This window comes from Cupriavidus sp. 2TAF22 (assembly GCF_052115045.1).
Classification (GTDB): domain Bacteria; phylum Pseudomonadota; class Gammaproteobacteria; order Burkholderiales; family Burkholderiaceae; genus Cupriavidus.
The window spans coordinates 1-13,540 of sequence record NZ_JBFRFX010000082.1 but is presented as its reverse complement, the minus strand read 5'-3'; the positions used below and the strand labels follow the sequence as shown (position 1 = coordinate 13,540).

15 protein-coding genes are annotated in these 13,540 nt (G+C 61.9%); 6 read left to right on the top strand and 9 right to left on the bottom strand.

Going from position 1 to position 13,540, the window contains the following annotated elements:
• Nucleotides 1–438 precede the first annotated feature (438 nt).
• Nucleotides 439–741 (top strand): hypothetical protein, encoded by a 303-nt coding sequence (locus tag AB4Z48_RS39565; RefSeq protein ID WP_441624212.1) that lies wholly within the window; start codon nucleotides 439–441, stop codon nucleotides 739–741.
• Nucleotides 742–1,447: 706 nt separating this feature from the next.
• Here AB4Z48_RS39565 and dusA read toward each other — a convergent pair.
• Together dusA and mobB are read right to left on the bottom strand one after the other, a co-directional pair.
• Nucleotides 1,448–2,509 carry a tRNA dihydrouridine(20/20a) synthase DusA gene (gene dusA, locus AB4Z48_RS39560; RefSeq protein ID WP_441624210.1) on the bottom strand — a complete coding sequence of 354 codons (1,062 nt, stop codon included), beginning with the start codon at nucleotides 2,507–2,509 and terminating at the stop codon, nucleotides 1,448–1,450.
• 570 nt (nucleotides 2,510–3,079) lie between these two features.
• Nucleotides 3,080–3,631: a molybdopterin-guanine dinucleotide biosynthesis protein B gene (gene mobB, locus AB4Z48_RS39555; RefSeq protein WP_441624208.1), complete on the bottom strand. Its 552-nt coding sequence runs from the start codon at nucleotides 3,629–3,631 to the stop codon at nucleotides 3,080–3,082.
• Between the two features lie 131 nt (nucleotides 3,632–3,762).
• Between mobB and AB4Z48_RS39550 the strand changes: the two genes are divergently transcribed.
• From AB4Z48_RS39550 to AB4Z48_RS39540, 3 genes are all read left to right on the top strand, one after another.
• Nucleotides 3,763–4,635, top strand: coding sequence for a sulfite exporter TauE/SafE family protein (locus tag AB4Z48_RS39550; RefSeq protein ID WP_441624206.1), 873 nt, complete (start codon nucleotides 3,763–3,765; stop codon nucleotides 4,633–4,635).
• A 176-nt stretch (nucleotides 4,636–4,811) separates the two neighbouring features.
• Nucleotides 4,812–5,498, top strand: a complete 687-nt coding sequence (locus tag AB4Z48_RS39545) for an SOS response-associated peptidase (RefSeq protein WP_441624204.1) — start codon at nucleotides 4,812–4,814, stop codon at nucleotides 5,496–5,498.
• Nucleotides 5,499–5,620: 122 nt separating this feature from the next.
• Nucleotides 5,621–6,328, top strand: coding sequence for a GntR family transcriptional regulator (locus tag AB4Z48_RS39540; RefSeq protein WP_441624202.1), 708 nt, complete (start codon nucleotides 5,621–5,623; stop codon nucleotides 6,326–6,328).
• Between the two features lie 114 nt (nucleotides 6,329–6,442).
• On the opposite strand, the gene AB4Z48_RS39535 is transcribed toward AB4Z48_RS39540, so the two are convergent.
• From AB4Z48_RS39535 to AB4Z48_RS39525, 3 genes are all read right to left on the bottom strand, one after another.
• On the bottom strand, nucleotides 6,443–7,465 hold the full coding sequence (locus AB4Z48_RS39535) for an LLM class flavin-dependent oxidoreductase (RefSeq protein ID WP_441624200.1): 1,023 nt from the start codon (nucleotides 7,463–7,465) through the stop codon (nucleotides 6,443–6,445).
• Between the two features lie 14 nt (nucleotides 7,466–7,479).
• Nucleotides 7,480–7,704: a carboxymuconolactone decarboxylase family protein gene (locus AB4Z48_RS39530; RefSeq protein ID WP_441624198.1), complete on the bottom strand. Its 225-nt coding sequence runs from the start codon at nucleotides 7,702–7,704 to the stop codon at nucleotides 7,480–7,482.
• Nucleotides 7,705–7,768: 64 nt separating this feature from the next.
• Entirely contained in the window at nucleotides 7,769–8,452 is a 684-nt protein-coding gene (locus AB4Z48_RS39525) for a glutathione S-transferase family protein (protein ID WP_441624196.1), read from the bottom strand.
• Between the two features lie 233 nt (nucleotides 8,453–8,685).
• Here AB4Z48_RS39525 and AB4Z48_RS39520 point away from each other — a divergent pair, with 233 nt between their 5' ends.
• Nucleotides 8,686–9,609, top strand: a complete 924-nt coding sequence (locus tag AB4Z48_RS39520) for a LysR family transcriptional regulator (RefSeq protein ID WP_441624194.1) — start codon at nucleotides 8,686–8,688, stop codon at nucleotides 9,607–9,609.
• 288 nt (nucleotides 9,610–9,897) lie between these two features.
• Here AB4Z48_RS39520 and AB4Z48_RS39515 read toward each other — a convergent pair whose 3' ends face one another.
• The 3 genes from AB4Z48_RS39515 to AB4Z48_RS39505 are packed head-to-tail and all read right to left on the bottom strand — an operon-like array spanning nucleotide 9,898 to nucleotide 12,085.
• On the bottom strand, nucleotides 9,898–10,530 hold the full coding sequence (locus AB4Z48_RS39515; protein WP_441624192.1) for a glutathione S-transferase family protein: 633 nt from the start codon (nucleotides 10,528–10,530) through the stop codon (nucleotides 9,898–9,900).
• Between the two features lie 12 nt (nucleotides 10,531–10,542).
• On the bottom strand, nucleotides 10,543–11,289 hold the full coding sequence (locus tag AB4Z48_RS39510; RefSeq protein WP_441624190.1) for an SDR family NAD(P)-dependent oxidoreductase: 747 nt from the start codon (nucleotides 11,287–11,289) through the stop codon (nucleotides 10,543–10,545).
• Nucleotides 11,290–11,338: 49 nt separating this feature from the next.
• On the bottom strand, nucleotides 11,339–12,085 hold the full coding sequence (locus tag AB4Z48_RS39505) for an SDR family NAD(P)-dependent oxidoreductase (RefSeq protein WP_441624188.1): 747 nt from the start codon (nucleotides 12,083–12,085) through the stop codon (nucleotides 11,339–11,341).
• A 149-nt stretch (nucleotides 12,086–12,234) separates the two neighbouring features.
• Between AB4Z48_RS39505 and AB4Z48_RS39500 the strand changes: the two genes are divergently transcribed.
• Complete coding sequence (locus AB4Z48_RS39500; RefSeq protein ID WP_441624214.1) at nucleotides 12,235–13,137, top strand: LysR family transcriptional regulator; 903 nt, start codon at nucleotides 12,235–12,237, stop codon at nucleotides 13,135–13,137.
• Nucleotides 13,138–13,326: 189 nt separating this feature from the next.
• On the opposite strand, the gene AB4Z48_RS39495 is transcribed toward AB4Z48_RS39500, so the two are convergent.
• The coding region (locus AB4Z48_RS39495) for a hypothetical protein (protein WP_441624186.1) at nucleotides 13,327–13,540 on the bottom strand (214 nt) is incomplete at its 5' end.

Here is a 13,540-nt window from a genome sequence, read left to right as displayed (position 1 = left end):
CCCCGCAACCCTTGTCCCGTCTGCTTTGCAGCCGCGCTTCGTGTTGCGAGGGAGCGAATATTAAGGCCCGCCCACGGTCCTGGCAAGCCTTTTCTTAAATCATTTTTTTATGGCGCAAAAGGCACTTCACGAAGGGCATCAAGACCAACCGGCAAACCCGGGCTCGACAGATATCAGAGCCACTCCGTCGGCCAGCGCACGCGCCAGCCGCGGCAGGCCCATGACCACGGCGATCGGGCGGGAAGGATATCGACGTGCGGGTCCGCCCCCTCGAACGAAGCCAGGCCGAACCCGCCCGGCAGGAGCAGGCTTAACTCTGACTTAGAAAAGTCTCAGTTGGATTGGGTGCAGATTGCGCTATTTTTGCAAGCATCCTCGACACGCGCCGGTTGCCCAGCCTGACCTGCCGGCGCCTCAATCCAAATGGAAAGAACAGCGATGCGGCCCACGACAAACACCAAACAGACTTTCAAGCTTGCGGCTTCGCTCTGCCTCGTGATTCTGGTCCTTGGAAGCGCCTATGGCCTTTTCGGCCCCTCTGGCGCAGCCCACGCCACTAGTGCCGCAAACGCCACCCACACCAGCACCCCGCTTTCCTTACTGATGCAAGTCCTCGGCCCGATCGCAGCGATCCCCGCCCTGATTGGCATGTGGTCGCAGCGATTCCCCCTCGTTGGTGGCCTGGTGCTGTCCTGCCCCGCGATTGCGATATTGTTGCTGCACAGGTTCGTGATCGGCTGAACCGCCGCCGAGCAGGAACCAATGGCGCCTGCGAGCACCCAACCATGATCGCGGCTTTCGCCGCCATGTTGGGAAGTCATCATGAAGCACTCCGTGCGGGGACTGGTAGCTGCTTGCGCGTTGCTCGCCCTGATCAGCGGTTGTGCCAGCCAGGGCAGCGACGGCAGGGAATCGAGCATCACCACCTACGGCACACTCGACGTTGGCATTACTCGCAATAGCGAGAGATAGTGCGTAGTGCATACAGGATGCTGCTATCAAATCAGCCCGCATAAAAAAAGAGCCCGCAGTGCGGGCTCTTCAATTTAGCGATCTCAATTGCCCTGAAGGCCCCCGTAATCTAACCGTCATCTGGGATTTGTACTATCCGGGTAAACGGAAGGAAGCCGGATAAATCCGAGCGCAATATCGCCCGGTAAATATCGCCCGCAGTAAGCTGGCTTGCCTCACCCCAAAAAAAAGCCCGCACAAGGCGGGCTTAATAATCAGTTGAAGAAAGCCCTGTATTCGAGGGCAAGCACAGTGTATGAATTTGCAGCCCCCTCACGAATTAGGGGAATCCCTTTGCCATGAGGGCAAATCGACCTGCAAGCGAGGCCAAGTGGTCGTCGCTGCCCCTTCCGCTCTGACTGCATAAAAAGCCAGTTCGAAGTTAGAGGAAAGGCTCCAGGCAGGGCAGGCTCGTCTTCAGCCGCGGGCCGCCCGTTCAGGCTGCTTCGAGCGACGCGGCGCCCGGCCGAAGGTGCGCGCGCGCCTCTTCGAACATGGCGTCGACCCCCGCGCGGGTCCGCACCGCGTGCATGCGCCGCGCGTCCGAGAGCACCCGCCGCCACCCGCGCCCGCCGTGGATGCCCCGGTGCAGGCCAAGCATATGGCGTGTGACAGCACCCATATATCCCCCCTGCTCCACCAGGTCTCCGATATAGCGCTGCATCGCCAACTCCACCTCCAGCCGAGAAACCACCGGTGTCTGCGCACCATAGAAGCGCGTATCCATATCCGCCAGCACGTACGGCTGGTGATAGGCTTCCCGCCCGATCATCACGCCATCGACGTGAGCCAGGTGCTCATCCATCTCGTCGTGCGCCACGATGCCGCCATTGATCAGGATTTCCAGCCGCGGGAACTCGCGCTTGAGTTGGTAGGCCACCTCATAGCGCAGCGGCGGGATCTCCCGATTTTCCTTCGGGCTCAACCCCTTCAGGATCGCGTTGCGCGCATGCACGATGAAAGTCTCGCAGCCGGCCTCGGCGACCTTGCCGACAAAGTCACGCACGAAGTCATAGTGCTCGATCGTATCAATGCCGATCCGATGCTTGACCGTTACCGGGATCGACACCGCATCCCGCATCGCCCTCACACAATCCGCGACCAGCTCCGGTTCCGCCATCAGGCAAGCCCCGAATGCGCCGCGCTGCACGCGTTCGGAGGGGCAGCCACAATTGAGGTTGATCTCGACGTAGCCCCACTGCTCACCAAGTCTCGCGGCCGCCGCCAGGTCGGCCGGCTCGCTGCCGCCGAGCTGCAGCGCCACCGGCTGCTCCGCCGCGTCGAAGTCCAGGTGCCGCGCCACGTCGCCGTGCAGGAGCGCACCGGTGGTCACCATCTCCGTGTAAAGCCAGGTATGGCGGCTCAACTGCCGGTGAAACATGCGGCAGTGACGATCGGTCCAATCCATCATCGGCGCGACCGATATTCTCCGGCCCGTTGATTTTTCTGCGATTCCGACTCCAGCTTCGATTTGCGGGGAATTCTGAACGTATGCCATGACCTGCCGTTACTGCCTGTTTAGGCTCATTTTTGAGCTTGGGTGTTTCAATGTTGCGCCGAAAAAACCATGCTGCACCGAGGATTGTGGGCACCATTCTTCAGCGCGAACGCAAGGACGAGAGTATAGGTTAGACAGCAGTGATCCGCCTGAAGCGAGGCGGCAAGGCGGTGCTCACCGAAACGAAGACGTTTGACCGCCGCCCGGCCGCCGCGAACTGGATGGAAAAGCGCGAGCGGGAACTGGCGCAGCCCGGTGGGCTGGAAGCGGCACAACTGGATGACCCGCTGCTCAGCGCCGAGATTGACCGCTATATAAGAGAGTCTCGCAAAACATCGGCCGGACGAAGACCCAGGTGCCCGGCGCCATCAAGGCCGCCCGGATCGCGGTCGATGCATTGCTCGAAGATCGGCAGCCGGGAGATCATGCAGTTCGCGCAGAGCCTCGGCGTCCTCCCGCAGACGGTAGGTCGCCAGCGCGTTGGCCGGGGGTTCAAGTACATGTGCCCAACCTGTGGCACCTACGGCAGACAAATTTTGCGAAGCCCATCCTCCATAACAAGGACATCACCTACCTTGCGTGAGCCTCGTCCGGCACAACAGCCGTAGCCAGGCGTCGTAAGGTTTCCTCGATCGGAAGCGCGTACTCGAAGACCAGGTCCGCAGCTTCGCCTGCATTATCCAGATGAGCATGCGGCAGCGAGATATCACTAAGGGTGTCGCTGATCACCGCCACAATGTCCGGATCGTGCGGATACATCCAGGGCTTGTCGTTGGCATCCCGGAAGATCTCAACTTTGGCATAACTCTCTGCCCTGAAGCCTTCGACGATTACGAGGTCAACATTGCGGAGGTGCTGCAGCAAGCTGCTCAGCGTCGGCGTAGCCTGCTCCGTAAACTCGTGCATAAGTGCCCAGCGGACTGAGGACGCTACGAGCACCTCGCTTGCGCCCGCCTGGCGGTGTACGTATGAATCCTTGCCAGGTCGATCAACGTCAAACGCATCATGGGCATGCTTCAGCGTCGACACTGTCAGGCCGCGAGCCTTCAATGCCGGGATGACCTTTGAGATCAGGGTGGTTTTGCCGGCGCCGCTCGCTCCAGACAGTCCAATAACTCGCATATTCGCACTCGCAGTGACAACGCAGAAAACGTTATGTACTGGCGACTATAACGGTATGTGGCAAAGCCGTAAATATGAATCCGGAGTGCCGAATTGGCCGCCTGCAAGCATGAATTCGGGCGGAGCGCCTGGTGAGTGACACTCGCGCAAGTTATGCTGTGAGAGGCATAACTTTTCTAAAAAATTGGGCTGCCATGGCCGAAACAGCGCCCGAACGTCCTTATAAGCAGGCTTCCGCAGTAGTCGGTGGCGGACTTGTGGGTACTCTGGGTGGCCTAATCGGCCTCGGCGGCGCGGAATTTCGCCTGCCGCTTCTCATCGGTTTCTATCGCTTTGCGGCGCTGGAGGCGGTGATCCTCAACAAGGCAATGAGCCTCGTCGTCGTTGCTTTTGCCCTGCCGTTTAGGACGCAGGCAGTGCCCATCGCCGATGTGCTCGCGAACTGGCCGGTGATCCTGAACTTGCTCGCTGGCAGCATTCTCGGCGCATGGTGCGGCGCGAGCTGGGCTACACGTATGCGCTCGGAAGCCCTGTATCGAGTAATTGCAGTGCTGTTGGTCTGCATGGCCCTAGTACTTCTGACGAGCAACCACAGCGAGAGCCAGCACGCCATGCTTACCCCCGGCGCGCTGCAGGTCGCAGGCGGCGTCATTGCGGGCTTTCTCATCGGTGTAGTGGCCGCCGTCATGGGTGTCGCTGGCGGCGAACTCCTGATCCCGACGCTTACGCTTGTCTTCGGCGTGGATCTCAAGCTGGCCGGGAGTCTTAGCCTCGCCATCAGCCTGCCGACGATGCTCACGGCATTTGCGCGGTACAGCCGGGATCGGAGCTTCACCGTTCTCATCCGCCATCGAGCCTTTGCGGCGATGATGGCAGTGGGATCCATTCTTGGCGCGTATCTTGGTGGCAGATTGCTGGGCATCGTGCCGACGACTGTGCTGCTACCCCTACTCGCAGCGATCCTCGTCGTCTCCGCGGTGAAGGTCTGGCGCCACGCCTCCTGAGCGGCCAAAATCGTACTCGGAAGGCCGTTGTATCGCATCGCCCGGATCCTCGAGACCTTCCGCAAGGAAATCCGCGGCGAGCCTTGCATCGAGGAGCGCGAAGCCTGGCTGCGGGACTTTTTTGGACCACCGAATCAAGGCGCTTACACTCGCAAGAGAAACGGAAGGGACTAACCATGTGCGTCAACTACGCCCCGATCCAGCGCCAGGTGCTACGCGACATCTTTGGCATCGAGCCGCCGCCCGCGGAGTGGAAGGCCGAAACCTGGCCAGACTACCCCGCGCCGATCATCCGCGCGACCGAGGGCGGTGGTCGCGAATGCGCGGTCGCATCGTTCAGCATGGTGCCCAAGGCAAAGATTCCACCTGGTGCCCGCTACTATCCAACTGCGAACGCGCGCTTCGAGACGATCGGCAAGCTGAGTTCATTCGCCAAGCACTGGAAGGCCGGTCAGCTCTGCCTGATACCGGCGACATCCTTCTATGAGCCCAACTGGGAAACTGGCAAGGCGGTGCGCTGGCGCATCAGCATGGCGGACGGCGAGCCGTTCGCTATCGCAGGTCTCTGGCGCACCTGGCCGGATGGCGCCATCAGCTTTACGATGCCGACGCTCAACGCGGATAGCGACCCTCTCATGCGCCGGTTCCACAAGCCAGGCGACGAGAAGCGCGGGATTGTGGTCTTGCCGCGCGACACCTGGGCCGACTGGCTGTCATGTCGAGACCCCGAGATTGCCAGAACCTTCCTGCGATTGCTCCCGGCAGAGTTGATGGATGCCGAGCCGGCCCCCGTCACCCGAAATAAGGCCGCGCCCTCCGCACAGACAGACGATCGTCCCGGGGCGAGCGCGGAGCTGTTCTGACCCCGGAGAGGCTATTTCCCCTTCGGAGGGTTGTTCGGTGCTCCATCGACTCGAATTCCTTCGAGTGACCGCAGGTCGAGGCAAAGTAGTAGGCGCGAGAGCATGATCTGTGTCTGCTCGATGTGGTCTTCGATCTTGAAGCGCTCTTCTTCCGAGAGCGCTCCCCTGCCAATTGGCAGGTTGTATTCGGGGTCAGCCGTGCGCCAATCCGGGAGGCGCTCCTCAAGCTTGAAGGGGAGGGACTGGTGGAAACGCAACCGCGCCGTGGCGTGGTCGTTACGGTCCTGTCCACCGAAGACTTCGAGGAAATTCTGGCCATGCGCATGGCGTTGGAATCCCTCGCCATAGAGCACGCTGCAAAACATTTCACGCCGGAAGATGCCCAGGCCGCGCTTGCGATTGTCGAGCAGGGGCGCGTTGATATGCGCGCTTCACCCAGTGCGGATCCCGGCAAGGAATTTGACTCGAGATGGGGCGATCTGAATAGCGCCTTCCACCGTCGACTCTATGAGCCAGCGCGCTTGCCGCGCCTTCTCGCCAGCATCGAAAACCTCCAGCATCTGTTTATTCGCCATTTGCGAATGCGCATGCGCACCGCCGGAAAGGACGCTCCAGGCGACAGGGAACTTATGGGATCGTTGCACGAGAACTCAGAAGCCAACCTACAGGAATGGGCAACCGTCCTGGATGAGCATGAGCAAATGGTCCTGGCCTGTGCGCGTCACGACGCGCCGGCAGCGATCGCAGTGCTCAAGCGCCACATTTCCAGCCATGGGAGCGAATTGGTCAAGCGCATACGGGAAAGCAGCGCGAAATCTGCCTCCAACTAGGAGCGAGCAGGCGTTGCTTCGCGAGGCTTCATAGTTCATAGAACCGAACGACCGTAGTAGTCCATACAGCACAGCTTTGCGGGTCATATGCCTGCTTCCCATAGGTGAACGCCATTAGCGCCAGCCGAGGCCGGGCGCGACGTGCGTGAGAATCGATTCGATCATGTGCGCGCAATATTTCACACCCAATTGGTTAGGCACGGTGAGTAGCAACGTATCGGCCGCCGCAATTGCCTCGTCCTTTGCCAGTTCCGCGATAAGGACATCAGGTTCAGCGGCGTAATTTCGGCCAAAGATCTTTCTAACATCGTCGTCAAGAAAGCCGACGGTGTCGTTGCCCTGAGTGCCGCGACCAAAATACATCCGGTCCTGGTCGTTCACGAGCGCGAAGATACTCCGGCTGACCGACACCCGCGGCTCTCGTGTATGCCCAGCCTCTTTCCATGCATCACGGTAAGCGCGAATCTGCTCTGCTTGCTGGATATGAAGCGGACGGCCCGTCTCGTCATTCTTCAACGTTGAGGTCTGAAGATTCATGCCCATCCTCGCGGCCCACACCGCCGTTGCGTCGGAGCCTGAACCCCACCAGATGCGGTCGCGAAGTCCATCGGAATGCGGTTCGATTCGCAAAAGGCCCAACGGGTTGGGAAACATGGGCCTCGGATTCGCCTGCGCAAAGCCCTTGCCCCGCAGCACCTCATAGAAGACTTCCGTATGGCGGCGCGCCAGGTCAGCATGAGTCTCACCCTCGCCAGGCGCGTACCCGAAGTGGCGCCAACCGTCGATAACCTGTTCGCCTGAGCCTCGGCTGATACCAAGCTGCAGACGTCCGCCGGCAATCAGATCGGCTGCCCCGGCATCTTCCGCCATATAGAGCGGATTCTCGTAACGCATGTCGATGACACCCGTTCCGATTTCAATCCGACTGGTTCTTGCTCCGATCGCTGCGAGAAGCGGAAATGGAGATGCAAGCTGTTGCGCGAAATGATGGACGCGGAAGAAGGCACCATCCGCGCCCAGCTCCTCGGCGGCGACCGCCAGGTCGATGGATTGCAGAAGCACATCCGCCGCCGTCCGTGCCCGCGAATTCACGGAATCGGCCCAGTGGCCAAAGGAGAGAAAGCCAATCTTTTTCATAGTGATAGACGCGGCTATTTGGGCCGCTTCTCAAAGACATCCTTGACGATACGGAGCGCGCTAGAGTCGCCGGACCAAGCCGTGTAGAGCGCCAGTTGGGTCATGCCTTCCGATGCTTGCGCCCGGGTCAGCCCGTTGTTCATTGCTCGGTTCACGTAGAAGGCCAATAATTGTGGGCCACCTCCCCGCTCGGCCGAGAGACGATGAGAAAGGTTAAGCGCCGCCGCGACTATCTTCATCGGTCCGCGGCATGCCGGCCCCGGCCGTTTGCGGGCGGACAGCGTGGGCGTTCTCGCGGCCGGCCTAGACTGTGAACGAAGCGTTCTGAGGGAACAGGGCGCGCCGGGTTTCTTCGTCAAACTCGGATTTGAACTGGAGTTTTTCCTTCAGAGCCAGGGCACGGACGGCCGCTGGGCGTGCCGAGATTTCATCGATCAGACGCTTGACGTGCGGATAGTCCGTCAGACCCTTCTCGCCGAAGATATAGCCGGCGTAATTAGCCCAGCCCCAGAGTGCCATGTCGGCGATCGAATAAGTGTCGCCGGCGAGATACTTTGAGTCGGCGAGACGCGCATCGAGAACACGGTATTGGCGCTCGACTTCCTTCAGATAGCGGTGACGCGCATACGGCAGGGGTTCCGGCGCATGGTGCTGGAAGTGCACGGCCTGACCGGAGAATGGCGACAGGCCGGTCGCGACGAACAGCAGCCAAGAGAGCATCGCTGCATGCTGCGCCGGCGCGGACGGCATAAACTTGCCGTGCTTTGCACCCAGGTGCAGCAGAATGGCATGGGAATCGAATACAGCGACACCATCGTCGACAATGGCGGGCACTTTGCCATTCGGATTGATCTTCAGGTATTCCGGTTTGTGCTGCTCTCCCTTGAACGTATCGACAGCAACCAATTCGAATGGAGTTTCAAGCTCCTCCAACAGGAGCGCGACTTTGGTGGGATTGGGCGTCGGGTGGAAGTAAAACTGAAGCATGATATTTCCTCGATAGGGACATGAGATCAAGCGCAGCGCTGCAATGCTCTGCGAATCCACTCGGCAACCGACGCGATCCTCGGTACTACGCCTTGTATCGCAGGCAGGGCGGGCAAGTGAATCGCGAGCCAGTTGCCTTTGAGGCGGCTCCCGGATCGCGTAGAGAGATGGTGAACCGAAAGCCTTGATTTGCCGTACGATCTGCCCGATGGATACGTTCGACGGGATCGCACATGTTGTCTGACGACGAATTGGCCTTGCTGGAAGCCATTCGCGAAACCGGCAGCCTGTCGCGTGCGGCGGCGCGGCTAGGTAAGGCGCCGTCGACGATTTCGCATGCGGCGCGGCAACTCGAGGCGCGCTTCGACGCACTATTGTTCGATCGCCGCCACTACCGGGTGCAGTTGACGCCCGCGGGCCAGGTGCTCGCCGATGAAGCCGCGCGCCTGACACTCGACATGTCGCGCGTGACGCAACGCGTGCGGCAGATTGCGAGCGGCTGGGAAGATCGGCTCTGGATCGTCACCGACGAGATTATCGAATTTGAATTGCTGATGCCGGTGGTGCGCAGCTTCGACGCGCTAGATTCCGGCGTCAAATTGCGCTTTACGCACGAGGTCCTGGGCGGCACGTGGGAAGCATTGCGCGACGGGCGCGCGGACCTGATCGTCGGCGCGACCAATGAGCCCCCGGCGGTTCCCGGACTGCGCTGGTTCGAGCTCGGCGTGATTGAGTGGGTATTCGCAGTGGCGGCTCGTCATCCTTTGGCACGCGCTGAAGCACCGCTTGAGCGCGAGCAACTGCGCGCGCATCGGTCGGTAGTAGTAGCCGATTCGTCGCGCACGACAGCGGGACGCGCTTATGGCGTGATCGGTGGCCAGGCCATGCTAGCCGTGCCGAATATGCAAGCGAAGATACTCGCGCAGCGCGACGGCCTGGGCATCGGCTGGCTGCCGCGTCATCGCGTCGCGTCGTTGCTGAAAGATGGCAAACTGGTGGAGAAGGCGACAGCCGATCAGCGCGAGCCGACTGTGTCGTATGTCGCTTGGCGCGGCGATCGCGAGGGGCGCGCGTTGCAATGGTGGCTGGAACAGTTGCGGCACCCGCGCCTGGCCAGTCGATTGGTACACGGTGTGGATATGGCAATTGGCGCGTGAGGCGCGCGTGAAATGCATGCTTCTATACGGACTGCGCTGCGTATCGTGGGATCGTACGTGCCGCACTGGACGATAGGGTTTCGTGCGCGGTACGGCTGACAGCGGCGGGGAACGGGCCGGCCTGGCGGCATGATCTTAAGGTGCTCGCGAAGAAACACCACGTTCTTGCCGCCAAGCAGCGCGGCTCTTGTGGAAGGCATAGTGTTTCCCTAAAAAGAAAGCCATCCGAAGATGGCTTGGTGAATCGTGCCCGGCAGCGCAGGTCAACGCGCCGCTGCGGACCCAGCCTTACGCCGTGGCACTGGGACGGGCGGAGACGATCTCATGCCACCGCTTTACCGCGACATGTGTCTCGGGCACCGGCATCGCCAGCGCCTTCGTCGCGAAGTCGACGGCAGCGAGCGCGGTGATGTCGGCGGCGGAGAAGAGATCCCCCGCGACGAACGCGGCACGATCCAGTTGCGCCTCGATGTCGTCGTAGAAATTCGCGACCCGTTGCTTGCTGCGCTCGACCAGCGCCGGGATCTGGTCGTACCCATGCGGGCCGGAAATTGCGCGCCCTTTGAGTCCCGCGGCGGCATTGCGAACGCCCTCCATCACGGCGGCGAACCCCTCGATCTCCATGCGCCGTTCCCACATCGCGACGACGGCCTTGTCTACCGCCGTCGTGCCATACAGCGATGGCAGCGCATGGGCATCGTCGAGATAGCGCATGATTGTCGACGCCTCGCCGATGACCGTACCGTCGTCGAGCACCAGGGCCGGGACGACGCCGCGCGGATTGATCGCGCGATAGGCTTCCGAGAGTTGCTCCCGCGTGCCGAGATCGACCGGCACGAGTTCCACTTCCAGTCCCTTTTCCGCAATCAGCATCCTGACGCGACGCGAGTTTGGCGAGCCGTTGGCATGATAAAGCTTCATTGATATCTCCGATTAGAGTTTCGAGCCGCCGTCGACGCGCAGCGTCTCGCCGGTAATCCATCGGGCCCGGTCGGATGCGAGAAACTCGATCGCCGCGCCGATGTCGTCGGGTTCGGCCATGCGTTTGAGTGCCTGCATGCCGAGCGTGAAGGCCCTGCCCTCCTCGCTCCTGGCGAAGCTGGACATCTCGGTCGGCACCACGCCAGGTGCCACCGCGTTGACGCGGATGCCGCGCTCGCCAAGGGCCGAGGCGAAGTGCTTGACGAGCGTGTCGATGGCGCCCTTGGTTGCCGAATACGCCGGCAGCGCGCCCACGGCGGCATGCGCCGCGAGCGACGACAGCAGCACCACGCTGCTGCCTTTGCACATGACCGGCAGCAACTGCTGGACGAGGAAGAACGGAGCCCGCACGTTCACCGCGAACAGGTCGTCGAAGTCTTCCACCGTGGTCTCCTCGATGGTCGMCGCGCGCGAGATTCCGGCATTGGCCGCGAGGATGTCCAGCCGGCCACCGATAACTGCGCGCGCTCGCTGTGCAAGCGCATGGGGACCATCGTGAGCACGCAGGTCGGCGGCGATCTTCTCGGCCTTCCCGCCGAATGCGTGGATTTCGGCGACGACCGCATCCGCGTCGCGCGCCGCCTTTCCGTAGTGAACCAGCACCTGCGCGCCGGCCCTGGCCAGCGCAAGCGCGCTGGCGCGGCCGATGCCTCGCGATGCGCCCGTCACGAGCGCGGTCTTACCAGTCAGCGTGTTCATGATCTGTGACTCCCTTGTTCAGTTGTTCCGAGAATGCGCATCGCGTGTATCAGCCGGCGGTCTTGCCGCCATCGATGGTGAGAATCTGGCCGGTGACAAACGTCGCGCCTGCGGACGCGAGATAGATCACGGCCGCGGCGATGTCTTCCGGCTTGCCGAGGCGAGCCAACGGTACGCCACTGGCCAGCGCCGCTTTGTTCTCGGGCGTCCCCGTGAAGCGGTCGAGCATGCCGGTTTCGGTGGGTCCGGGTGCCACTGCATTGACGCGCACCCCGGTGCCAGCGACTTCGAGTGCCGCCGACTTGGTGATGCCTTCCACCGCATGCTTGCTACCCGCATAGACCGCGGCATAGGCCGCGCCTTCGTGACCATAGGTCGACGAGATGTTGATCACGACCCCGGAACGCTGCGCCGTCATGACGCGAAGCGCGTGCTTGAGGCTCAGCAATGTGCCCAGCACATTCGTGTCGAACGTGGCCGTATAGCTTTCCGCGGTCTGTTCGGTCAGCGGGCCCGGCCGGCCTTCCGTACCGGCATTGTTGACGGCGACATCCAGACGGCCGAAGCGGGACACGGCCTGATCGACCAGATGGCGCACTTCCTGGTCGTGGCGCACATCGGCCTGCACGAAGAACGCATCGGCGCCGAGCTCGCGTAGTTCGGCTTCGAGTGCGGCACCTTCGGCGGGCCGGCGGCCCGAGACGACGAGATTCACGCCAGTGCGAGCGAATGCAAGCGCGGTGGCACGACCGATGCCGGTCAGTGCGCCAGTGATGAGAACGACGGGACTGCTCATGGGAAACTCCTGTAAGGTATCGCTGTCCAGCATGGATAAGGTTGCGTGGACAGTGGAACGGGGTTGCTGCAGGGACCAATCTAGGGTCTTCCGGCGCCCATGAAAAAGACTTTGTAAGCTTGTGGGCATGCCTGCCAGGCATGGGGCTGATGGAATTGAGACATCTTCGGTACTTCATCGCGGTCGCGGAAGCCGGCAGCCTGACCGAGGCCGCGGCCAATCGGCTGCATACTTCGCAGCCCTCGCTAAGCCGGCAGATCCGCGATCTCGAGGAGCAGGTCGGCGTCGAATTGCTGCGCCGCAGTGCGCACGGCGTGGCGTTGACGGATGCAGGCCAGGCCTTTATCGACCATGCGCGGCTGGCCATGGCACAGGTCGACGCCGCGGTGGAAGCGGCCCGCCGCGCGGCACGACCTGCCAAGCCGCGCTTTGCACTCGGCTTTCTGACTGGCCAGGAGATGACATGGCTGACGGACGCCATGCACTTGCTGCGCGCAGAGCTGCCGAATATCGAGGTGAGCGTATCGAGCGACTACTCCACGGAACTGGCCGCCGCGGTGGCCCATGGCAAGCTCGACGTCGCCTTCATGCGCGCCGAGCCCGGGTACGACCTCGAATACAAGGTCATTGCCCAGGAGCCGCTGGTCGTGCTGATGCCGAGCGACCATGCATTGACCGCGCGCGACGCGCTGCGTGCGGAGGATCTCCGCAACGAGCCGTTCATCGCCATGGGAGACAAGGCGAAGGTGCTGCGGGGGGTCGTCGATGCTTATCTGGCCAGTTCGGGCGTCGAGGTCGAGATCGCGCAAAGCGTCGATAATCCGGCCATGGTGATGTCGCTGATCGCATCGACCCGCGGCATGACGCTAATCCCGGCTTATGTGGAGAACCTGATGCCGTGGTCGGTGGTCAGCCGGCCGCTGACGGGCGAAATCCCGACCATTGATCTCGTCGTCGGGTATAGCCCGAGCAATGCCGCGCCAACGCTTGCGCTGTTCCTGTCCCGGCTCGATGAACTGAGATCGAGGATCGCCGGGCGCGCCGGACAGTGAACGGCGCCGATTCCCGGGGTGCAAGCGCATGCCAGGGCGCGCAATACCGTGCAATCCTTCGGCCGGGGCACTGGTAGTTGCCAAGCGGGAAGATCCGGCACTGCGTGTCTGGACGCAGTGCCGGCTGTCAAAGCCACAGGTCACGACCGTGGAAACCGCAGGGTTTCCACGAGGCGCGACGCGTGTCGCTCAGACCTTGGCGTGGGTAGCAGCCCATTGCGAAGGATTGACATCGATAGCCAGTCCGAGGCCGGAGCCGATCACGCCGACGTTGTTGAGCGTGTTGACGTTGATGCTCTGCAGCTGGGCGATGTTCTGGTTGACGTTGACATTGACGTTGGCCACCGGGCCCAGTCCCTGCATCCAGGTGTTGGCGCCGCCGCGCACTGGCGCCGCCGCGCAC